The sequence below is a fragment of the Streptomyces rugosispiralis genome, from assembly GCF_024505145.1.
GTDB lineage: Bacteria > Actinomycetota > Actinomycetes > Streptomycetales > Streptomycetaceae > Streptomyces > Streptomyces rugosispiralis.
Genome location: NZ_JANIAA010000056.1, coordinates 1 through 21,205, shown reverse-complemented (window position 1 = coordinate 21,205; position 21,205 = coordinate 1). Strand labels below are relative to the sequence as shown.

Annotated in this window: 21 protein-coding genes; 13 read left to right on the top strand and 8 right to left on the bottom strand. The window is 70.0% G+C overall.

Annotated elements, in window-relative coordinates; genetic code table 11:
* Nucleotides 1-20 precede the first annotated feature (20 nt).
* From NP777_RS43030 to NP777_RS43015, 4 genes are all read right to left on the bottom strand, one after another.
* The gene (locus NP777_RS43030) at nucleotides 21-1,259 is read right to left on the bottom strand and encodes a cytochrome P450 (protein WP_256655646.1); all 1,239 of its coding nucleotides are present in this window, start codon (nucleotides 1,257-1,259) and stop codon (nucleotides 21-23) included.
* Between the two features lie 150 nt (nucleotides 1,260-1,409).
* On the bottom strand, nucleotides 1,410-2,798 hold the full coding sequence (locus NP777_RS43025; protein WP_256655645.1) for an NAD(P)/FAD-dependent oxidoreductase: 1,389 nt from the start codon (nucleotides 2,796-2,798) through the stop codon (nucleotides 1,410-1,412).
* Nucleotides 2,788-3,024, bottom strand: coding sequence for a ferredoxin (locus NP777_RS43020; RefSeq protein ID WP_256655644.1), 237 nt, complete (start codon nucleotides 3,022-3,024; stop codon nucleotides 2,788-2,790). The genes NP777_RS43025 and NP777_RS43020 overlap by 11 nt, the downstream gene beginning before the upstream one ends.
* Before the next feature lie 211 nt (nucleotides 3,025-3,235).
* A complete protein-coding gene (locus NP777_RS43015; protein WP_256655643.1) occupies nucleotides 3,236-3,991 on the bottom strand; it encodes an SDR family NAD(P)-dependent oxidoreductase in 756 nt (251 codons plus the stop codon).
* A 256-nt stretch (nucleotides 3,992-4,247) separates the two neighbouring features.
* On the opposite strand from NP777_RS43015, the gene NP777_RS43010 reads away from it, so the two are divergent.
* Nucleotides 4,248-5,687 carry a hypothetical protein gene (locus NP777_RS43010; RefSeq protein WP_256655642.1) on the top strand — a complete coding sequence of 480 codons (1,440 nt, stop codon included), beginning with the start codon at nucleotides 4,248-4,250 and terminating at the stop codon, nucleotides 5,685-5,687.
* On the opposite strand, the gene NP777_RS43005 is transcribed toward NP777_RS43010, so the two are convergent.
* Entirely contained in the window at nucleotides 5,677-6,009 is a 333-nt protein-coding gene (locus NP777_RS43005) for a YnfA family protein (RefSeq protein WP_256655641.1), read from the bottom strand. The genes NP777_RS43010 and NP777_RS43005 overlap by 11 nt on opposite strands.
* Before the next feature lie 567 nt (nucleotides 6,010-6,576).
* Nucleotides 6,577-7,125, bottom strand: a complete 549-nt coding sequence (locus tag NP777_RS43000) for a hypothetical protein (RefSeq protein ID WP_223864596.1) — start codon at nucleotides 7,123-7,125, stop codon at nucleotides 6,577-6,579.
* A gap of 117 nt (nucleotides 7,126-7,242) precedes the next feature.
* On the opposite strand from NP777_RS43000, the gene hemL reads away from it, so the two are divergent.
* The 7 genes from hemL (at nucleotide 7,243) to ccsB (ending at nucleotide 15,241) form a co-directional block, all read left to right on the top strand.
* A complete protein-coding gene (hemL, locus tag NP777_RS42995) occupies nucleotides 7,243-8,559 on the top strand; it encodes a glutamate-1-semialdehyde 2,1-aminomutase (protein WP_256655640.1) in 1,317 nt (438 codons plus the stop codon).
* A gap of 8 nt (nucleotides 8,560-8,567) precedes the next feature.
* A complete protein-coding gene (locus NP777_RS42990) occupies nucleotides 8,568-9,254 on the top strand; it encodes a histidine phosphatase family protein (RefSeq protein WP_256655639.1) in 687 nt (228 codons plus the stop codon).
* Nucleotides 9,255-9,578: 324 nt separating this feature from the next.
* Nucleotides 9,579-10,766: a hypothetical protein gene (locus NP777_RS42985; RefSeq protein WP_256655638.1), complete on the top strand. Its 1,188-nt coding sequence runs from the start codon at nucleotides 9,579-9,581 to the stop codon at nucleotides 10,764-10,766.
* Nucleotides 10,767-10,886: 120 nt separating this feature from the next.
* A complete protein-coding gene (locus tag NP777_RS42980; protein WP_256655637.1) occupies nucleotides 10,887-11,504 on the top strand; it encodes a TlpA family protein disulfide reductase in 618 nt (205 codons plus the stop codon).
* 6 nt (nucleotides 11,505-11,510) lie between these two features.
* Nucleotides 11,511-12,275, top strand: coding sequence for a cytochrome c biogenesis CcdA family protein (locus tag NP777_RS42975; RefSeq protein ID WP_256655636.1), 765 nt, complete (start codon nucleotides 11,511-11,513; stop codon nucleotides 12,273-12,275).
* 3 nt (nucleotides 12,276-12,278) lie between these two features.
* Nucleotides 12,279-14,150 carry a cytochrome c biogenesis protein ResB gene (locus NP777_RS42970; protein WP_256655635.1) on the top strand — a complete coding sequence of 624 codons (1,872 nt, stop codon included), beginning with the start codon at nucleotides 12,279-12,281 and terminating at the stop codon, nucleotides 14,148-14,150.
* Nucleotides 14,147-15,241, top strand: coding sequence for a c-type cytochrome biogenesis protein CcsB (ccsB, locus tag NP777_RS42965; protein ID WP_256655634.1), 1,095 nt, complete (start codon nucleotides 14,147-14,149; stop codon nucleotides 15,239-15,241). Before NP777_RS42970 ends, ccsB begins: the two co-directional genes overlap by 4 nt.
* A gap of 135 nt (nucleotides 15,242-15,376) precedes the next feature.
* On the opposite strand, the gene NP777_RS42960 is transcribed toward ccsB, so the two are convergent.
* Nucleotides 15,377-15,862, bottom strand: coding sequence for a PLD nuclease N-terminal domain-containing protein (locus NP777_RS42960; protein ID WP_256655633.1), 486 nt, complete (start codon nucleotides 15,860-15,862; stop codon nucleotides 15,377-15,379).
* A 90-nt stretch (nucleotides 15,863-15,952) separates the two neighbouring features.
* On the opposite strand from NP777_RS42960, the gene NP777_RS42955 reads away from it, so the two are divergent.
* The 3 genes from NP777_RS42955 (at nucleotide 15,953) to NP777_RS42945 (ending at nucleotide 19,080) form a co-directional block, all read left to right on the top strand.
* The gene (locus NP777_RS42955) at nucleotides 15,953-17,404 is read left to right on the top strand and encodes a menaquinone biosynthesis decarboxylase (protein WP_256655632.1); all 1,452 of its coding nucleotides are present in this window, start codon (nucleotides 15,953-15,955) and stop codon (nucleotides 17,402-17,404) included.
* Nucleotides 17,401-18,324, top strand: coding sequence for a menaquinone biosynthesis prenyltransferase MqnP (mqnP, locus tag NP777_RS42950; protein WP_256655631.1), 924 nt, complete (start codon nucleotides 17,401-17,403; stop codon nucleotides 18,322-18,324). The genes NP777_RS42955 and mqnP overlap by 4 nt, the downstream gene beginning before the upstream one ends.
* An 81-nt stretch (nucleotides 18,325-18,405) precedes the next feature.
* On the top strand, nucleotides 18,406-19,080 hold the full coding sequence (locus tag NP777_RS42945; RefSeq protein ID WP_256655671.1) for a UbiX family flavin prenyltransferase: 675 nt from the start codon (nucleotides 18,406-18,408) through the stop codon (nucleotides 19,078-19,080).
* A 158-nt stretch (nucleotides 19,081-19,238) separates the two neighbouring features.
* Here NP777_RS42945 and NP777_RS42940 read toward each other — a convergent pair whose 3' ends face one another.
* Nucleotides 19,239-19,415, bottom strand: a complete 177-nt coding sequence (locus NP777_RS42940; RefSeq protein ID WP_256655630.1) for a hypothetical protein — start codon at nucleotides 19,413-19,415, stop codon at nucleotides 19,239-19,241.
* A 114-nt stretch (nucleotides 19,416-19,529) separates the two neighbouring features.
* On the opposite strand from NP777_RS42940, the gene NP777_RS42935 reads away from it, so the two are divergent.
* Together NP777_RS42935 and mqnE are read left to right on the top strand one after the other, a co-directional pair.
* A complete protein-coding gene (locus tag NP777_RS42935) occupies nucleotides 19,530-19,991 on the top strand; it encodes an Lrp/AsnC family transcriptional regulator (protein ID WP_137978995.1) in 462 nt (153 codons plus the stop codon).
* A gap of 45 nt (nucleotides 19,992-20,036) precedes the next feature.
* The coding region (gene mqnE, locus NP777_RS42930; protein ID WP_256655629.1) for an aminofutalosine synthase MqnE at nucleotides 20,037-21,205 on the top strand (1,169 nt) is incomplete at its 3' end.

The window sequence follows — 21,205 nt, the reverse complement described above, 5'->3', positions numbered from 1 at the left end:
ACGCTGCCGCTCGGGGCGCGCTAGCGCTTGATGCCGTCGTAGCCGATGGCCAGGTGCCGCGGCCCTCTGAGGACGGCGTTCCGGCGGTACGGGGGCGGGTCCTCGACGAGGCGCGGGTTGTCCAGCCGGCGGACGAGTTCGGTCAGGGCGGCCTGCGCCTCGAGCCGGGCCAGGGGCGAGCCGATGCAGTTGTGGATGCCGCTGCCGAAGCCGAAGTGCTGGTTGTCCGGGCGGTCAGGGAGGAAGCGGTCCGGCTCGGGGAAGCGCTGGGGGTCCCGGTTCCCCGAGGCCGGGACGAGCCACAGGGAGGCGCCCTTGGGGATGGTGATGCCACCGATCTCGATGTCGTCGAGGGTGGTGCGCTCGGGCAGCAGCTGTACGGGCGGCTCGAACCGCAGCACCTCCTCCACCAGCGGGAAGATCAGATCGGGGTCCTCGCGCAGCTGCTTGAGGGCGTCGGGGTGGCGCAGCAGGGTGAGCATCCCGTTGGTGATGATGTTGACGGTGGTCTCATGACCGGCGATCAGCAGTGTCGTCAGATTGCTGAGCATCTCGGGCAGGGACATCGGGCTCTCGTCGGTCCCGTGCTCGGTGGCCAGGCCGGAGATCATGTCGTCCCGGGGCGCGCGGCGGCGCTGCTCGATCAGACCCGAGAGATAGGCGGCGAGCTGGTGCCGGGCATCCCGGACGGCCTCCCGGTGGGCCTGCTGCTCCTCGGGCGTGCCGGAGGGCGGTTCGATGGCGGTGGCCACGGTGTCGGCCCAGCCGTGGAAGCGCTGCTCGTCCTCCGGGGGGACGCCGAGCAGACGGCAGATCACGGTGACGGGGAAGGGGTAGGAGAAGTCCTCGACCAGGTCGATCCGGTCCCGACCCTGGAAGCGGTCGATGAGGCCGGAGACGATTCCGGAGATCTCGCCGCGCAGGTCGTAGACCCGCCGGGGCGTGTGCGGAGGGCCGTACGTCCGCATGATCAGCCGGCGCAGCCGGTCGTGGTCGGGCGGATCGAGCCGGATGAAGCTCGGCGGCAGGTCGGGGTCGTAGGTGCCGGCGACGGTTCTCGCCTCGGGGGCGAGATTGCGGACGTCGGAGCTGACCCTGGGGTCGTGGAGCAGGCTGTGGATCTCCCAGTAGGTGCTGACCAGGTAGGGCCCGGACTCGTCCCGCACCACGGGCGTCCTGCGCAGCTCCGCGTACAGCGGGTACGGGTCGGCGCGGTTGGCGTGGTCGAGGATCTGGCCCAGGAGTGCGACCGACGTCATGGTGGAGTCCTTCCGGGTGCGGTGCCGGGGGTGTCCGTGTCGGGCGGGGGTGAACGTGACGCGGGTGGTGTCCGCGTCGGGCCGGGGTGGAGTCGGCGCGGGTGGTGTCCGTGTCAGGCGGGGGTGGAGTCGGCGCGGGTGGTGTCCGCGTCAGGCGGGGGTGAACGTGACGCGCTGGTCGGTCGGGGAGTGGCCGCTGACGGTGACCTCGGGGCCGTGGGAGGGCACCGAGGGGTCGGGGAACCCGGCCGGTACCGGCCGCATGCCCTCGGTCCGCCGGTCGACGGTGGTGAACGGCAGGGGGAAGGGCGCGGCCCGCTCGATCTGCCGCTGGTAGAACTCCAGCCATTTGGCCTGGTCGAAGGTGACGGCGGCGATGACACGGCCCTGGTAGCCGTAGGCCGCGGTGAAGCGGTGCTCGCTCAGCGACCCCTGGCTGACGAGGATCTGGTCGGCCATGTTCGGCACCCCGACGGACTTGATGTTGACGCCGAACTGGGCCGACCAGAAGTACGGCGTCCACAGGTGCGGGCGGCGCCGCTCACCGGGGCTGATCATGTTGTGCGCGGCGACCTCGGCCTGCGCGACCGCGTTGCCCCAGTGCTCCAGGGACAGGAACTGGTAGCCGAACAGCGGATGCGGGGAGCGGGCCACGTCCCCCGCGACGAAGACGTCGTCGCAGACGATGCCCCGTACGTCGAAGGCCCGGCAGCCCGCGTCACAGGCGATCCCGCGCGGCCCCGCGGCCAGTCCGGAGCCCGCGAGCCATTCGGTGTTGCGCGTCGCCCCCAGGGCGACGACGGCCACCTCCACGTCCAGCGTGTCGCCGTCCGAGAAGTGGGCCCGCCGCAGCCTGCCCGCACCGTCGCCGTCCAGCCCGGTGACCATCACACCGCAGCGCAGATCGACGCCGTGCTGGTGCTGCAGCTCGGCGGCCACCTCGCCGATCACCCCGCCCAGGGCGCCCACCAGGGGCGCCGGGCCGCGTTCGGCGACCGTGACGGGCAGCTCCCGCTCACGGCAGACGGAGGCGATCTCCGAGCCGGTGAACCCGGCGCCGATCACCAGCACCCGGCGGGGGCCGGCCCGCAGCCGGTGGACCAGCCGGGCGGCGTCGTCCGTGGTCCGCAGCACGAAGACACCGTCCAGGCCGGCCTCCAGCTCGTTCGGCCACGGGCGGGAGCGCACACCGGTGGCGATCAGCAGCCGGTCGTACTCCACCGAGGTGTCATCGGCGAGCGCCACCCGCTTGGCCGCCATGTCCAGCGCGGTCGCGGCGACGCCCAGCCGCCACCGCGCGTCGATCGCCCGGCGCCGGGGGAGGGCCGTCTGGTCGACCGGCACCAGGCCGAGCAGGACCTGCTTGGACAGCGGCGGACGGTCGTACGGCTCGTACGGCTCGTCACCGATCATGGTGAGCGTGCCGGTGAAGCCCTCCTCCCGGAGCGTCTCGGCGGCCCGCAGCCCCGCCAGGGACGCCCCCACCACGACGATGTGGCCCTCGCGCCGGAGCCGCTCCAGGGAGCCGTCAAGCGCCATTGGAGGCACCCACCCGGTCCGCCGTCCACCGGCCGCCCGCGCCCTCCACGGTGATGGCCCTCACCGGGCACGCCGCCACTGCCCGCAGCACGTCTGTGCGCCGCGCGTCATCCGGCTCCGCGTCGTACAGCAGCGCTTCCTCACCGTGCATCGCGAACACGTCCGGGGCGAGGAAGGCGCACTGCGCGTAGCCCTGGCACCGGTTGAGATCAACGACAACCCTCATGACGCCTCCGCTTCACCGCGAGGAATCACCGCCAAGAGCCTCCGCCGAGAGTCTCCGCGAAGAGCCTCCGCGAAGAGTCTTCGCGAGGTGACGGCCACTCCCAGCATCGGAGCGCCCCCGGGATGGCGCACACACACTGCGCCGAACGGGGGACGGCGGGCTGTTACGGCGAGGGGTCGTGAGGAACCGTGGAGGACGAGGGCGGGCGGGCTCAGCGCTCGCGGTGGACCTTGTGCTGGGCGGCCTGGGCGCGGGGGCGGATGACCATCATGTCGATGTTCACATGCGAGGGGCGGGTGACCGCCCATTCGACCGTGTCGGCCACGTCGTCGGCGGTCAGCGGCTCGGCCACGCCCTCGTAGACGGCCGCGGCCTGGCTCTCGTCGCCGCGGTAGCGGTTCACCGCGAACTCGTCGGTCCTCACCATGCCCGGGGCGATCTCGATCACCCGCACCGGCTCACCGCACAGCTCCAGGCGCAGGGTGGCCGCGATGGCGTGGGAGCCGTGCTTGGCCGCCACGTAGCCGCCGCCGCCCTCGTACGCCACATGGCCCGCCGTGGAGGACAGCACGACGATCGTGCCGTCGCCGGAGGCGGTGAGGGCGGGCAGCAGCGCCTGGGTCACCTGGAGCACGCCCACCACGTTGACCTCGTACATCGCCCGCCAGTCGGCCGGGTCGGCGGTGGCCACGGTCTCGGCGCCGACCGCGCCGCCCGCGTTGTTCACCAGGACGTCGCAGCGGTCCAGACCGGCGGCGAAGGACTCCACGGCGGCGCGGTCGGTGACGTCCAGGACGTACGCCTCGGCCTCCTGCCCCGCCTCGGTCAGCTCGGTGGCGAGCGCCTCGATGCGCTCCTTACGGCGGGCGGCGAGGACGACACGGAATCCGGCGGCCGCCAGGCGGCGCGCGGTCGCGGCTCCGATCCCGCTGCTCGCGCCGGTGATCACTGCGGTACGGGTGGTCATCGGCCCTCCAGTGGCGACGTGGCGCAGACGGTGGTGTGTGCGCATGATCCATATGCAGGATATGACGGCCTGATTTACCTCCAACCGGGGGACTGAAGATAGGAATCCGCTACGGGCTCTCGGGCCCGGGGAAGGGTGCACTGCGTCCGGCGCGGCGCCGGTAGTTGGAGCACCCATGCCCAAGGAGTGAATTCAGGTAATGACCCAGCAGAGCAGATTCCTTCAGCGGTCCCGTCGTTCTTTCCGACGCTGGGGCGTGGCCTCAGCGGGCGCCATCGCGGCGGCGGCTCTGGTCACCGGCGCTCCGGGAACCGCATGGGCCTCGGCCAGCACCCCCGACCCGCACTCGTCGCAGGGCAACCACTGCGCCCAGGACCGGGCGCACGGCGACAACAAGCAGAACCAGAACCACGAGAAGCAGAACCAGAACCAGGACCACGAGAAGCAGAACCAGGACCACGGCAAGCAGGACCACGAGAAGCAGAACCAGAACCACGGCAAGCAGGACCACGAGAAGCAGAACCACGAGAAGCAGAACCACGAGAACGGCCGTCACGAGGACAAGAAGGCCGACCACGAGCACGGTCGCTACGAGGCGAAGGACTCGAACGGCCGTCACGAGCAGAAGAAGGACGAGCACGGTCGCTACGAGGCGAACAGCCACGAGGACTCCTACGGCGGCCGCCACGACGAGGGCGGGCGGTACGAGGAGAAGGACGACGACCAGCGCGAGGAGAGCGACCAGCGCGAGGACCACGGCCGCTACGACGAGAAGGAGGACAGCGGTCGCGAGGAGGACAACGGCCGTGAGGAGGACAGCCGCGAGGAGGACAGCCGCAAGGAGGACAGCCGCAAGGAAGACAGCCGCAAGGAGGACAGCCGCAAGGAGGAGCACGGTCAGCGCGAGGACCACGGTCAGCGCGAGGAGCAGGGCCGTAAGGACCCGACCCAGTACTTCCCCACCGTGAAGTACTGGCCCGGCATCCAGGGCCGCAGTGCGGCGCGCCCCGAGCAGGCCGCGCAGCCGGAGCAGGCGGCTCAGTCCGAGCAGGTCGCCCAGCCCGAGCAGGCCGCTCAGCCGTACGAGGCCGCCCAGTCAGGTGAAGAGGCCCAGGACCGCGGTGCCGTCCGTCCCGTCACCGTCCCCGTCCACGAGGACGACCAGGCGCGCCACGGCCAGGAGCACAACGAGCACCAGGACCAGAAGAAGAACGACTCGGTGACGCTCGCCGAGGCGGTCGAGATCGCCGAGTGCGAGGTCGGCGGCCAGGCGGTCAGCGCCGAGCTGGTGGACTGCCCCGAGGACGACTCGCACCACCAGGGCAAGCAGCAGGACGGCCGTAAGGACGACCGCAAGGACTCGCGCCACCACGACGACCAGCGCAAGGACGACCAGCGCAAGGACGACCGCAAGGACGACCGCAAGGACGACCAGCGCAAGGACGACCGCAAGGACAAGCAGCGCAAGGACGACCGTAAGGACTCGCACAAGCAGAAGGTCAAGCAGGTGTGGGTCGTGGAGGTCGAGTGCGACCACACCATCACGACCGTCTTCATCGACCCGGACACCGGCTGCGTCCTCGGCACGGAGCAGGAGCAGGACGAGCACCACGGTGACCACGGCAAGCAGGGCAAGAACAACCACGACGACCACGAGGGCAAGGGCGGCCACGGCCGGCCGATGGTTACCTCCTAGGCACGTACATGATCACAGCGACTCCGGCCAGACAGATCAGCGCTCCGAGCACATCGAAGCGGTCGGGCCGGTAGCCGTCGGCGACCATGCCCCAGGCGAGCGATCCGGCGACGAACACGCCGCCGTACGCCGCGAGGATGCGGCCGAACTCCGCGTCCGGCTGGAGCGTGGCCACGAACCCGTAGGCGCCAAGAGCGATGACCCCGGCGCCGATCCACGCCCACCCCCTGTGCTCACGCACGCCTTGCCAGACGAGCCAGGCGCCGCCGATCTCCAGGATCGCGGCCACGGCGAACAGTGCGATGGAACGTGCGATGAGCATGGGGGAAGGGTACGGCCCGCCCATACAAGACCCTTCCTCGCCGCCTCTCACGCCACCAAGCAGGCGCTGGCGCCCCCGGGGGGGGAGCGGTACCCGGCCTTCACCGGCGAGTTGGTCGCCCTCCTCGAAGAGGGCGACCCGGACGCGCCGGAGTTGCTCACCATGGCGGACCAACGCGCCCTCGCCGCGGCCGCCCTGGCGCTCGCCGCCGTCGCCGGCCTGACCTTCTGGCTCCTGGACCGCGGGGGCTTCGACGGCACGGGCCTCTCGGCCGCCGCCCCGGACAAGGTCATCGCGTCCTGGAAGAAGCGCCCGGACCGAGCGTCCTTCCTCCACGACCTGGCCACCCTGCTGGAGCGCGAACCGAAGGCCGATCAGGGCGGCTTGACCTTCTCCAACGGCGACCAAGTGGCCACCTGGCAACGAGGCCCGGCACCGTGTCCGACAGCCACTACCGCTGGACGGGCTACTTCCTCTGCGCCGGCCCGGACGCCGACCACCCGGTGTGCGAACTGCTCAGAAAAATCCACTGACCCAGCCGCACCCGGGCCCGCCCGAGCCCCGGGCTCAGGGCCAGACCAGGCAGTACGGCTGGTGACCCGCCTCGTGCAGCCGGTGGCTGAAGTCCTGCCACTCGTGGAGCAGTTGATAGACCGTGAACGCGTCCCGGGGGCCGCCGCGGTCGGGGACCGTGGACCAGATGAAGGCCGCGGCGCCCACGGCCTCCTCGCCCACGCCGCGCAGCGGATCGACAGCGGTCATCGGAAGCTTGACGACGGCGTAGTCCGGGTGGAGAACGACCAGTTCGAGCGGGGGGACCTTGTGCAGCGGGACGCCCTCGATGCCGGTGAGGACCATCGCCGCCACCGTCTCCGGCTTGATCTTCGTGAACATGCCGTGGCCGAGCTCGTCGCCACCGAGCTCCTCGGGGCGCATGGAGATGGGGACCCTGGCCGCGGTGGCGCCGTCCGGCGCACCGAAGTACTTGTAGGTCACCCCCATGCGGCCCCCGCTTCTGCCAGCCCTGCCCGCCTCGTCCCGCCGATGGCGTCCGGGCCGGGCACGCTCGGGGCCTCGGTCGTCAGTCCCTTCACCCAGTTCGCCACCGCGATGCATATCTCCACCCGACCACTCGCGGCCACTACCGCGCAACCCGATCTCTGTTCACAGAGACCTCCCCCACCATAGAGCTGTGAAACGCCCGGCCGCGGGAGTGTGTCCGCCTCTGACAACATGGCATGCGTGAGCTATCCGTACGCAGCCCCAGTTTCGCAGACGCTTTTCGATCGCGCGGCCGCCGTGACGCCCGGCGGCGTGAACTCTCCGGTGCGGGCGTTCCGCGCCGTAGGAGGTACGCCCCGGTTCATGGTGTCCGGGGACGGTCCGTACCTCACCGACGCCGACGGACGCGAGTACGTGGACCTCGTGTGCTCGTGGGGACCGATGATCCTCGGCCATTCCCACCCCGAGGTCACCGCGGCCGTGCAGGCCGCCGTCGCCCGCGGTACCTCGTTCGGCACGCCGGGCGAGGGCGAGGTCGAGCTCGCCGAGGAGATCGTGGCGCGGGTCGCCCCGGTCGAGCAGGTGCGCCTGGTGTCGTCCGGCACCGAGGCGACGATGTCGGCGATCCGGCTGGCCCGTGGGTTCACCGGGCGGTCGAAGGTGATCAAGTTCGCCGGTTGCTATCACGGGCATGTGGACGCCCTGCTGGCCGCGGCCGGGTCCGGGGTGGCGACCTTCGGTCTGCCGGACACTCCGGGGGTGACGGGAGCACAGGCGGGGGAGACCGTGGTGCTGCCGTACAACGACCTGGAGGCGGTCCGGGCGGCCTTCGCCGCGCACCCAGGGGAGATCGCCTGTGTGATCACCGAGGCGTCGCCGGGCAACATGGGCGTGGTGCCGCCGCTGCCCGGGTTCAACGCGGGCCTCAAGCAGCTCTGCGCCGACCATGGCGCGCTCTACATCTCCGACGAGGTCATGACCGGCTTCCGGGTCTCCAGGGCCGGGTGGTTCGGGCTGGACGGCGTGGAGCCGGACCTGATGACCTTCGGCAAGGTCATGGGCGGCGGCTTCCCGGCGGCTGCCTTCGGCGGGCGCGCCGACGTCATGGAGCGCCTGGCCCCGGCCGGCCCGGTCTACCAGGCGGGCACCCTGTCCGGGAACCCGGTCGCCACGGCCGCGGGCGTCGCCCAACTGCGGCTGCTGGACGACGCGGCGTACGGACGGGTGGACGCGGCCTCCGAGCGGCTGCGGGCGATGGTGACGGAGGCGCTCTCGAAGGAGGGCGTGGCGCACCGGGTCCAGGTCGCGGGCAACATGTTCTCGGTCTTCTTCACCGCCGACGAGGTCACCGACTACGAGAAGGCCAAGGCGCAGGAGGCGTTCCGCTTCACCGCCTTCTTCCATTCGATGCTGTCCCAGGGCGTCTACCTCCCGCCGTCCGCCTTCGAGTCGTGGTTCGTCTCCACGACGCACGACGAGAAGGCGCTGGAGCGGGTGGCGGCGGCTCTGCCGGGGGCGGCGCGGGCCGCCGCCGAGGCCACTGAATGATGGGTGACATGACACAGAGCGAGAACGACATCACCGTCGTCCATGTGATGCGCCACGGCGAGGTCCACAACCCGGAGGGCGTGCTCTACGGCAGGCTGCCCGGCTACCACCTCTCCGATCTGGGGCGGCGGATGGCCGACCGGGTCGCCGAGCACCTCGCCGACCGTGACATCACCTATGTGGTCGCCTCCCCGCTGGAGCGGGCGCAGGAGACGGCGGCGCCGATCGCCAAGGCGCACGGTTTGGACGTGGCCTCGGACGAGCGGCTGATCGAGGCGGCGAACGTCTTCCAGGGCAAGACCTTCGGTGTCGGCGACGGCGCGCTGCGCAAACCGGGCAACTGGCGCCATCTCACCAACCCGTTCCGCCCGTCCTGGGGCGAGCCCTATGTCGACCAGGTGGTGCGGATGATGGCGGCGCTGGGCCGGGCGCGGGACGCCGCGCGCGGGCACGAGGCGGTGTGCGTCAGCCATCAGCTCCCGATCTGGATCGTGCGCAGTTTCGTGGAGCGGCGGCGGCTGTGGCACGACCCGCGCAAGCGGCAGTGCACGCTGGCCAGCCTCACCAGCTTCACCTTCCGCGGCGACCGGATCGTCTCGGTGGGCTACAGCGAGCCGGCCCGCGATCTCGTTCCGCCCCATCTGCGCGCGGGCGCCAAGCCGGTGAAGGGGGCCTCCAAGGGCTACGGCGCCTGATGGGCCGCGCAGGACTACGGCGGCTGAGGGCCGCGCAGCGCTACGGCGGCTGAGGGCCTGGCAGGGCTACGGCGGCTGAGGGGCCGCCCGGCCGCGGTCGGGTCGTGGGTGCGGTGCGGGCCGCCGTGGGCGGCCCGCTGTGTGTGTGACGGGTGCATGGCCGTGGGATGACCGTCGGGTCATGCGGTGTGCCACCGAATGGAGACATTGTGTTCGCCGTGTAATTGACCGCGTCCTTTCGGAACCTCGCTATTCGCCTCGCCATCTCCAGGGTTGTCCGGACACCCCGGGCAATCAGAGCGGCGAGTGCGAATTGAGGACGTTATGCGTGAGGTCAGCCGGAGGGGGATCCTCGGTCTTGGTATGGGAGCGGCGGCATCACTGGCCGTCGCCGGCTGTTCCTCGGGGTCCGGATCCGGTACGCCGAAGCCCTCGAAGACGACCCAGGCGAAGCCGATCGGTGACGGCTCCACTTCGCACGGTGAGCGGCGTAAGGAGGCCCCGAAGCCGGAGCGGCTGGAACCGGGGCAGAAGCCGCCGCAGTTCGTGGTGTTCTCGTGGGACGGTGCGGGAGAGGTCGGCAACGGTCTCTTTCCGCGGTTCCGCAAGCTGGCCGAGGACCACGGCGCGACCATGACCTTCTTCCTCTCCGGCATCTACTGCCTTCCGGAGTCGAAGAAGTCGCTCTACCGGCCGCCGAACAACCCGGTGGGCGCTTCCGACATCGGCTATCTCACCGATGACCACATCAAGGCCACGCTGCGGAACGTGCGCGAGGCATGGCTCGAGGGCCATGAGATCGGCACCCATTTCAATGGCCACTTCTGCTCCGGAAGCGGCTCGGTGGAGAACTGGACGTCCGCGCAGTGGAAGTCCGAGATCGACCAGGCCATGTCCTTCGTCACGGAGTGGCGGACGAATACGCGCTTCACCGATGTGGATCCGCTGCCCTTCGACTATCACAAGGAGCTCATCGGCGGCCGCACTCCCTGTCTGAAGGGCCAGACCAATTTGCTGCCGACCGCCCGGGAGCTCGGCTGGCGCTATGACGCCAGTTCGCCGGGCGGACTCCAGGTGTGGCCGTCGAAGAAGCAGGGCGTGTGGGACTTTCCGCTGCAGCAGATTCCCTTTCCGGGGCACTCCTTCGAGGTGCTCTCGATGGACTACAACATCCTGGCGAACCAGTCGAAGAATTCCACCAATGCGCCGCCCGCGAACTACCCGGGCTGGCGCAAGCAGGCCACCGAGGCGTACATAGCCGGTTTCAAGCGCGCCTATGAGACCAATCGGGCCCCGTTCTTCATCGGAAACCACTTCGAGCAGTGGAACGGCGGCATCTATATGGACGCCGTCGAGGAAGCGCTCAAGCACATGGCCGACGAGCACCGGAAGGACGTCCGGCTGGTCTCCTTCAAGCAGCTCACCGACTGGCTGGACGCACAGGACCCCGCGGTCCTGGCCGAGCTGCGCGGGCTCGGTGTGGGCCAGGCGTGGAGTGCGAACGGCGGCTGACGGCGCCCGCGGATGCGGGGGGAGCCCGGGGTGAGCCGGGGGCGAGGCCCCGCGGGGCCCGGCCGAGTGCCCGGAGGGGGGTGGCGAAGATCCGCAAAAGGGCCATGCGAAACTTTTCACATGAGTGCCTGCCGTGCCCCTCGGGGCCTCGCGACCCGTCGTCGCGCAACCGTGCTGGCCGTCGGGGCCACGGTTGCCGCGCTGTCCCTGACCGCCTGCGGCGGGGGCGGCACCTCGGGCGGCTCCGCCGACACCAAGTTCGTCCAGGGCAAGGGCGGCGTGGACACCGTCGCCAAGGAGAACCGTAAGGACGCACCCCAGCTCTCGGGCAAGACCCTGGAGGGCAAGCCGCTGAACGTGGCGGACTACAAGGGCAAGATCGTGGTCCTGAACGTCTGGGGCTCCTGGTGCGCCCCCTGCCGGGCCGAGGCGTCGAACCTCGCCAAGGTGGCCAAGGACACCAAGGCCAAGGGCGTGCAGTTCATCGGGATCAACACCCGTGACTCCAACCGCGCCCCCGCGCTCAGGTTCGAGAAGGAATACGGCGTCGACTACCCGAGTCTGTACGACCCGATCGGGAAGCTCATGCTGCGCTTCCCCAAGGGCAGCCTCAACCCGCAGGCCATCCCCTCGACGATCGTGCTGGACCGGGAGGGCCGGATCGCGGCCCGCGCTCTGACGCCGCTCAGCGAGGAGCGCCTGCGCTCGATGGTCACCCCGCTGATCGCGGAGAAGTGACCGTTCGTGAACACGCTGGCCGCCGCGACCGATCCCAACCAGACCGTCCTGACCGGGGCGCTGCTGCTGGCGCTTCCGGTCGCCCTGCTCGGCGGACTGGTCTCCTTCTTCTCCCCCTGTGTGCTGCCGCTGGTGCCCGGCTATATGTCGTACGTCACAGGGGTGACGGGCACGGATCTGGCCGAGGCCAAGCGCGGCCGGATGGTCGCGGGTGCCTCGCTCTTCGTGCTCGGCTTCACCGCGGTCTTCGTCTCCGGGGGCGCGCTCTTCGGCAACTTCGGCTGGACGCTCCAGGAGCACAAGGAGACCATCTCCAAGGTCCTCGGGGTCGTCACGATCGTGATGGGCCTCGCCTTCATGGGGGTGCTGGGGGGCTTCGGACAGCGGGAGTTCCGCTTCCACATCAAGCCCACGCTGGGGCTCGCGGGGGCGCCGGTGCTGGGCGCCCTGTTCGGCGTCGGCTGGACGCCGTGCCTGGGGCCGACGCTCACCGCAGTCAACGCCCTGGCGTTCAATGAGGCGAGTGCGGGGCGCGGGGCCCTGCTCACCGCCGCGTACTGCGTGGGGCTCGGGCTGCCGTTCGTGGTGGTCGCCGTGGGCTACCGCCGGGCGCTGGGTGCCTTCGGCTGGGTCAAGCGGCACTACGTCTGGGTGATGCGAGCCGGGGGCGGCATGCTCGTCGCCCTGGGGGTGCTGCTGCTCACAGGTGTCTGGGACACCATGATGGGCTCCATGCAGACCTGGGCTCAGGGCTTCAACGTTGGGATCTGATCGATGTCCACCACCGATACCGACACCGCGGCCGGCAAGGAGGCCGGCACGCCGCCCGAGGGCGGCGCGACCGCCGAGGAGCGCGAGCTCGGCGCCGCGGAGTCGCAGCTGTCCACCGCCCCGGTTGAGGAGATCAACGTCCCCTCGCTGGGACCGCTCGGCTGGGCCCGGTGGTTCTGGCGGCAGCTGACCTCGATGCGGGTGGCGCTGCTGCTGCTCCTGCTGCTCACCCTCGCCACGATCCCCGGCTCGCTGGTCCCGCAGACCAGCATCGACCAGCTCAAGGTGCAGGACTTCCAGGAGCGCCACCCGACGCTCACCCCGATCTACGAGAAGCTGCAGCTGTTCCACGTCTACAGCTCGGTGTGGTTCTCGGCGATCTACCTCCTGCTGTTCATCTCGCTCATCGGCTGCATCGTGCCGCGCACCTGGCAGTTCATCGGCCAGCTGCGCGGCCGTCCGCCGGCCGCGCCCCGCCGGCTGACCCGGCTTCCCGCGTACACCACGTGGCGCAGCGACGCCGAGCCGGAGCAGGTGCTGGCGGCCGCCCGGAAGATCATGAAGGGGCGCCGCTTCCGCATCGAGGCCTCGGGCGACGCGGTGGCCGCGGAGAAGGGCTATCTGCGCGAGGTGGGCAATCTGCTCTTCCACACCGCGCTGATCGTGCTGCTGGTGTCCTTCGCCGCCGGTCAGCTGTGGAAGACCGAGGGCAGCAGCCTGATCACCGAGGGCGGCGGCTTCTCCAACAGCCTCACCCAGTACGACGACATCAAGACGGGCCAGCTGTTCAACAGCGACGATCTCGCCCCCTTCGGCTTCCAGCTGAACCGCTTCACCGCGACCTATGAACGCAGCGGTCCGCAGATGCGCACCCCGCGCACCTTCCGTGCCGATGTGAGCTACTGGGACGGCGCGGACGGCGCCAGCCACAAGACCTCGATCAAGGTGAACGAGCCGCTGGAGATCGCGGGCTACAAGGTCTTCCTGCTGAACCACGGCTACTCGCCGGTCGTCACCATCCGGGACGGCAAGGGCGATGTGGTGCACCAGGGCCCGGTGGTCGGGCTGCCGATCGACGGGGCCAACCTCACCGAGAGCATGGTCATCAAGGTCCCGGACTATCGGGACAAGAACGGCAAGAAGGATCAAATCGGCTTCCAGGGGCAGTTCCTGCCGACCTGGGTGCGCAGCAAGGGCATGTTCTCCGTCTTCCCGGCGCTGGACAACCCGACGCTGGTCCTGACCGCCTACCACGGCAGCCTCGGTGTGGACGGCGGCACTCCGCAGAGCGTGTACCAGCTGGACAAGTCGCGGATGAAGCAGTTCCTGGAGCCTGACGGCAAGACCAAGTTCGCCCGCGCGCTCAAGGTCGGCGACACCATGAAGCTGCCGAACGGCGCCGGAACGCTGTCGTTCGACGGCGTCAAGGAATGGGCCAGCTTCCAGATCTCGCACAAGCCGGGTGACCAGGGCGCCCTCATCGGTGCCGTGGCCGCCCTGGTGGGCCTGGCCGCCTCCCTGTTCATCCAGCGCCGCCGGGTGTGGGTGCGCGCGGTGAAGGGTGGCGACGGCGCCACCGTGGTCGAGATGGCGGGGCTCGGCCGCAGTGAGTACGCCAAGCTGCCGGAAGAACTCGCCGATCTGGCCGTCCGTCTCCAGGCGGACGCACCCCCGGCCCCGGAAGCGGAATCCGACCCGGAGCCCGACCCGGAGCCCGACCGGAACTCCACCGGGGCCTCCGGTAAGGACGCCACCGGAGTCTCCGGCAAGGGCGCCACCAAGGAATCCACCAAGGAATCCACCGAGGACTCCGCCTCGGAATCCGCATCCGACACCGCAGATCCCGCAGATCCTGCCGAAGGAGCGTGCGCGTGAACCTCGCCGCCGAAGTCAACGAGAACCTGGCTCATTACAGCAACGTGCTGATCTACTCGGCGATGGCGGTCTACACCCTCGCCTTCCTGGCGCATATCGCCGAGTGGGTGTTCGGCAGCCGCAGCGCCGTCGGCCGCACCGCCGCCGCGATCACCGCCGACGCCGAGACCGCCCAGCGCGCCAAGGTGACCGTGCAGGTCGGCGGGCAGGGCGGCGGCACCGCCGTCCTGGACCGGCCGAAGATCGTCACCCGCTCCGCGGCGGGCAGCCGCGACGTCCCGGACGGGCCGGGCGCCGCGGGCGGCACCGAACAGGGCGATGTGTACGGCCGGATCGCGGTCGGCCTGACCGTACTGGCCTTCCTCTTTCATGCTGTGGGCGTCCTCTTCCGCGCGCTGTCGGTGCGGCGGGCGCCGTGGGGCAACATGTACGAGTTCTCCACGACCTTCGCCATGGTCGCGGTGGCCACGTATCTCGTGCTGCTGGCGCTGAAGAAGAATGTGCGCTGGATCGGGCTGCCCCTCGTCACCACGGTCCTCCTCGACCTCGGTCTCGCCGTCTCTGTCTTGTACACCGCGAGCGACCAGTTGGTTCCGGCCCTGCACTCGTACTGGCTGTGGATCCACGTCAGCTGCGCGATCGTCTCCGGCGCCTCGCTCTACATCGGGGCCGTCGCCACGCTGCTCTACCTCTTCCGCGACCGCTACGAGGCCCAGCTGGAGAACCCGGAGGGCAAGCAGTTCGGCCGGTTCGCCAAGTCCGTTCTGGAGCGGGTGCCCTCGGCGGCGTCGCTGGACAAGTTCGCGTACCGGATCAACGCCACGATCTTCCCGCTGTGGACCTTCACGATCATCGCGGGCGCGATCTGGGCCGAGGCCGCCTGGGGCCGCTACTGGGGCTGGGACCCCAAGGAGGTCTGGTCCTTCATCACCTGGGTCGCCTACGCCGGCTACCTGCACGCCCGCGCCACCGCCGGCTGGAAGGGCCGCAAGGCCGCCTACCTGGCGCTGATCGCCTTCGGCTGCTACCTGTTCAACTACTACGGCGTCAACATCTTCATCACCGGCAAGCACTCCTACGCCGGAGTCTGACACCGGACAACGCGACGGCCGGTTCCCGTGACCCAGGTCACCGGAACCGGCCGTTGTCGCGCTTCTCCGGCCGCCTGGCCGCTCGTCAGGACGCGGCCGCTCGTCAGTGGCCGCTCGTCGGGACGCGGCCGGTTCTCAGGACGCGGCCGGCGGGGTGTCCTCCGGACCGGACCCGGAGCCGGACCCGGAACCCGAACCGGAGCCCGGCCCCTCGCCCTTGCGGCGCAGTTCCTCCTCGCGGCGGCGGAGGTCGGCCTCCCAGTCCCTCAGACGCTCCTCGTCGCTCTCGCGGTCGCCGGGCGTGTCGGCCGGCTCGTCCCCGTCGTCCTTATGGCCCTTGTCGTTCAGGGACTTGAGGAACTCGGGGTTGTCGTCCGGGGCGACCCAGCCGCCCCCGCCGCCCGCGCTCCGGACGCCGGGCCGGCCGGCGCCTCCGGGGGCGGCGCGCTTGCGGCCCGCGATCAGCCAGGAGACGGAGCCCACAACGGGGAACAGCAGGACGAGGATCGCCCAGATGGGCTTGGGGATATAGCGGATGTCCTGTTCGTCGGTGGTGATGCAGTCGATGAACGCGTAGATGCTCAGTGCCAGCGGCACCAGGATCATCAGCACCCGTAGCATGAGGCGATTCCCCCTGCGTGTGGTGTTCGGGGCGGTGGCTCGGGCCCCCAGTTACGGGACCAGGGTAGTGCGTACCGGATACTGGGACGTATGGCTTATGACGATCTTCGTTCCTTTCTGCGGGCGCTCGACAAGGAAGGCGACCTCAAGAGGGTCAGGGCCGAGGTCGATCCCTATCTCGAGGTCGGGGAGATCGTCGACAGGGTCAACAAGGCGGGCGGCCCCGCGCTGCTCTTCGAGAACGTCAAGGGCTCGGCGATGCCGCTGGCCATGAATGTCTTCGGCACCGACCGCCGCCTCCTGAAGGCCCTGGGACTCCGCTCGTACGACGAGATCAGCGAGAAGATCGGCGGGCTGGTCAAACCCGAGCTGCCGCAGGGCTTCGGCGGACTGCGCGAGGCGTTCGGGAAGCTGGGCTCGATGGCCCATGTGCCGCCGCGGAAGGTGAAGGAGGCGCCCGTCCAGGAGGTGGTCCTCACCGGTGAGGACGTCGATCTGGATCAGCTTCCGGCGCTGTTCACCTGGCCCGAGGACGGCGGGTCGTTCTTCAACCTCGGCCTGACCCACACCAAGCACCCGGAGACCGGGGTGCGCAACCTCGGCCTCTACCGCCTCCAGCGCCATGACCGCCGCACCATCGGCATGCACTGGCAGATCCACAAGGACAGCCGCAACCACTACCAAGTGGCCGCCCGGCGCGGGGAGAAGCTCCCGGTGGCGATCGCCTTCGGCTCGCCGCCCGCCGTGACGTACGCCGCGACCGCGCCGCTGCCCGGCGATATCGACGAGTATCTCTTCGCGGGGTTCGTCCAGGGCCGGCGGGTCGAGATGGTCGACTGCAAGACCGTGCCGCTCCAGGTCCCGGCGGCCGCCGAGGTCGTCATCGAGGGCTGGCTGGAGCCCGGGAAGACGCTGCCGGAGGGCCCGTTCGGCGACCATACGGGCTTCTACACGCCCCAGGAGCCGTTCCCGGCCCTGACCATCGACTGTGTGACGATGCGGCGGCGGCCGCTGCTCCAGTCGATCGTGGTGGGCCGCCCGCCGACCGAGGACGGGCCGCTGGGGAGGGCGACCGAGCGGTTCTTCCTCCCGCTGCTCAAGATCATCATCCCGGACATCGTGGACTACCACCTCCCCGAGTCCGGCGGTTTCCACAACTGCGCGATCGTCTCGATCGACAAGAAGTACCCCAAGCACGCGCAGAAGGTGATGCACGCCATCTGGGGCGCCCACATGATGTCGCTCACCAAGCTGATCGTCGTGGTCGACGCCGACTGCGATGTCCACGATCTGCACGAGGTTTCCTGGCGCGCCCTGGGGAACACCGACTACGCCCGCGATCTGACCGTGGTCGAAGGCCCCGTCGACCATCTCGACCACGCCTCGTACCAGCAGTTCTGGGGCGGTAAGGCGGGCATCGACGCCACCGCGAAATGGCCCGAGGAGGGCTATACGCGCGACGGCGGATGGCCGCGCATGATCGTGTCCGATCCGGAGACCGCCGATCGGGTGACGAAGCGATGGAAGGAGTACGGGCTGTGAGCGCCGATTCCGCGACCCCCGATCTCTTCGGCCCGGAACCGGCGCCGCCCGGCCGGGTCCGCGCGTTTCTGCGGCTGGTGATGATCGAGCACTCGGTCTTCGCGCTGCCCTTCGCCTACATCGCCGCGCTGACCGCGATGCACCTGTGGGACGGCACCGTCCACTGGACGCGGCTGCTGCTGATCACGATCGCCATGGTGGGCATGCGCACCTTCGCGATGGCCTGCAACCGGATCATCGACCGCGAGATCGACGCCCGCAATCCGCGCACCGCCGGCCGTGAGCTGGTCACCGGCGCCGTGTCGGTGCGCACCGCGTGGACCGGCGCGCTGATCGCGCTCGCCGTCTTCCTGGGCTCGGCGGCGCTGCTGAACCCGCTCTGCCTGGCGCTGGCGCCGCTCGCGGTGGTGCCGATGGTGGTCTATCCGTATGGCAAGCGGTTCACCGACTATCCGCACGCCATCCTGGGCGTGGCCCAGGCCATCGGCCCGGTCGGCGCCTGGATCGGGGTCACCGGCGAGTGGTCGTGGGACGCGGTGATCCTGGGGCTCGCGATCGGCATCTGGATCGGCGGCTTCGACCTGATCTACGCCTGCCAGGACGTGGCGGCCGACCGGGCGCACGGGGTGCGGTCGGTGCCGGCCCGCTTCGGCATCGCGGGCGCCCTCTACGGGGCGCGCGTCTGCCATGTGGTCACCACGGCCCTGCTGGTCTGGTACGCGCTGGCGACGGACGCCGGGGCGTTCTTCTGGGCCGGGCTGGCGATCGTCGCGGCGGCGTTCGGGTACGAGCACACGATCGTGCGGCCGGGCGATCTGTCCCGGCTGAACCGCGCCTTCTTCACGGTCAACGGCTTCATCGGGATCGCCCTGTTCTGCTGCGCGCTCCTCGACCTGGTGGTGCGGGGCCTCGGCCTGTGAGACCCGCCGGATAGGCTCGGTGGCGTGGAGACGCCGCACGAGCCTTACGGGCCGCATGAGCCGTACGGGCCGCACGAAGAAGTGGGCGGGCGCCGTCCCTGGGTGGTCGGTGTGTCCGGCGCGTCCGGGACGCCGTACGCCGCCTCGGTGCTGCGTGCGCTGCTGGCGGCCGGGGAGTCGGTCGACCTGGTGGTCAGCCGGGCGTCACGGCTGACGCTGCTGGACGAGACGGGGATCGGGTTCCGGGACGCCCACTGGCGCGACGATCTGCGCCGCTGGCTGGCGCGCGGCGCGGACGGCACGCCCGACGCCTTCGAGGTGCCCGCCGAGGTGGCGGACGTGGCCCACTGGTCGCCCGGGGACCTGGCGGCCGGGCCGTCCTCCGGCTCGTATCCGGCCAAGGGGATGCTGATCGTCCCGGCGAGCACCGCGTGTGTGGCCGGGGTGGCGCTCGGGCTGTCGAAGGATCTGCTCCAGCGGGCCGCGAGCGTCACGCTCAAGGAACGGCGCAAGCTCGTGGTGGCGGTGCGCGAGACACCGCTGAGCGGACAGACGCTGAAGGCTCTGGTGACGCTGGACGAGGCGGGCGCCGTGGTGCTGCCCGCCTCGCCGGCGTTCTACGCGGGGGCGACGCACATCCAGGATCTGGTGGACTTCGTCGCGGGGCGGGTGCTGGACGCGGCAGGGGTGCCGCACAAGCTGTACCGCCGGTGGGAGGGGGAACTCGGTGGGGACCGGGACCGGGGAACGGCCTAGGGTCTGTCGTTCGGATCTCCGTGGGGGAAGGAGCGGTGTCCGGTGCGTGCAGATGCGAGGCGGAGGAGGGAGGCGACGCGGAGCGTCGTCGACCGACGACAACGCAGCAGGTGCGCGTGCCGGGCGACGCGACGCCGCGGAGATCCGAACGACAGGCCCTAGCGGGTCCAGCGCCGCCTGGTGCGCGCTGCGCGGGCCGCGACGACGGCCGCGCGGCGGGCCGCGCGGGAGACGGGCCGGTCGCTGGTACGGGCTGCACCCGAGCGGTTGGCCAGGTCCCGCAGCTCGAGCATGCGGGCCTCAAGACCCTCGATCGTGTACACGGTGAGTCTCATCTCCTGTGAGGGATGGTCGATCGCCTAAAAGATTTACAGGACTTGTGGTCCTGATGCCTTAGATTCTACATGTAATCTTGCCCAATCCCTGAATAATGGAAGGCGCTTGTGCTTATGGACGCGGTGGACAGGCAGCTCATCCAGGCCCTGCGGGAGAACGGCCGGGCCTCCTACGCGGAGCTCGGCAGGCTCGTGGGTCTCTCCGGGCCCAGCGTCACGGACCGGATCAACCGCCTGGAGGCCGCCGGGGTGATCACCGGCTATCGCGCGACCGTGGACGCCGCCTCCCTGGGGCTCGGCGTCACCGCGCTGATCGGCATCCAGCTCTCGGACGCCACCGACCATGAGGATGTGGCCCACCGGTTGCGCGAGCTCGCCGAGATCGAGGACTGCTGGTTCATCGCGGGCGACGACTCCTACATGCTCAAGGTGCGCGCGTCCGACGTGGACGGCCTGGAGCGGACCATCCGCCGGCTCTCCGGCACCAAGGGCGTCTCCCGCACCCGGACCACGATCGTGCTGTCCACGAAGTGGGAAAACCGGGTCGGCGAGCTTCCCGAGGACATCGAGGCGTAGTCTCGGCGAAGGCTGACATCAGCAGACGTATGGGAGGCGACCGGGGTGACGGGGACCACACACGACGCGGGTTTCAAAAGGGAGTTGGAGCAGAAGGTCCGTGCGGGCGAGCGGCTCTCGCGGGAGGACGGCATCGCCCTTTACGAGTCCGACGATCTGGCGTGGCTGGGCGGTCTCGCCCACGAGGTGCGCACCCGTAAGAACGGTGACGTCGTGCACTTCAACGTCAACCGCCACCTCAACATGACGAACGTGTGCACCGCGTCCTGCGCGTACTGCTCCTTCCAGCGCAAGCCCGGCGAGAAGGACGCCTACACGATGCGCATCGAGGAGGCCGTCCGCCTCGCCAAGGCGATGGAGAACGAGAACCTCACCGAGCTCCACATCGTCAACGGCCTGCACCCGACCCTCCCCTGGCGCTACTACCCGCGATCGCTCAAGGCGCTCAAGGAGGCCCTTCCGCAGGTCTCCCTCAAGGCGTTCACCGCCACCGAGATCCACCACTTCGAGAAGATCTCCTCCATGCCGGCCTCGGAGATCCTCGACGAGCTGATCGACGCCGGACTGGAGTCGCTCACCGGCGGCGGCGCCGAGATCTTCGACTGGGAGATCCGGCAGCACATCGTCGACCACGAGACCCACTGGGAGGACTGGTCGCGCATCCACCGGCTCGCGCACGAGAAGGGCCTCAAGACGCCCTGCACGATGCTCTACGGGCACATCGAGGAGCCCCGCCACCGGGTGGACCACGTGCTGCGCCTGCGTGAGCTCCAGGACGAGACCGGCGGCTTCCAGGTCTTCATCCCGCTGCGCTACCAGCACGACTTCGTGGACATGAAGGACGGCAAGATCCGCAACCGCCTTCAGGCCCGCACCACCATGGCCACCGGCGCGGAGGCGCTGAAGACCTTCGCGGTCTCGCGGCTGCTCTTCGACAACGTGCCGCACGTCAAGGTCTTCTGGGTGATGCACGGCGTGCAGACCGCGCAGCTCGCGCTCAACCACGGCGCGGACGACATGGACGGGTCGGTCGTGGAGTACAAGATCACCCACGACGCCGACGACTACGGGACGCCGAACAAGCTCACCCGTGACGATCTGCTCGACCTGATCCGGGACGCCGGGTTCCGGCCGGTGGAGCGGAACACCCGCTACGAGGTCATCCGCGAGTTCGAGGGCCCGGACCCGGCCCGCCGCGAGACCCCGCAGCCGAT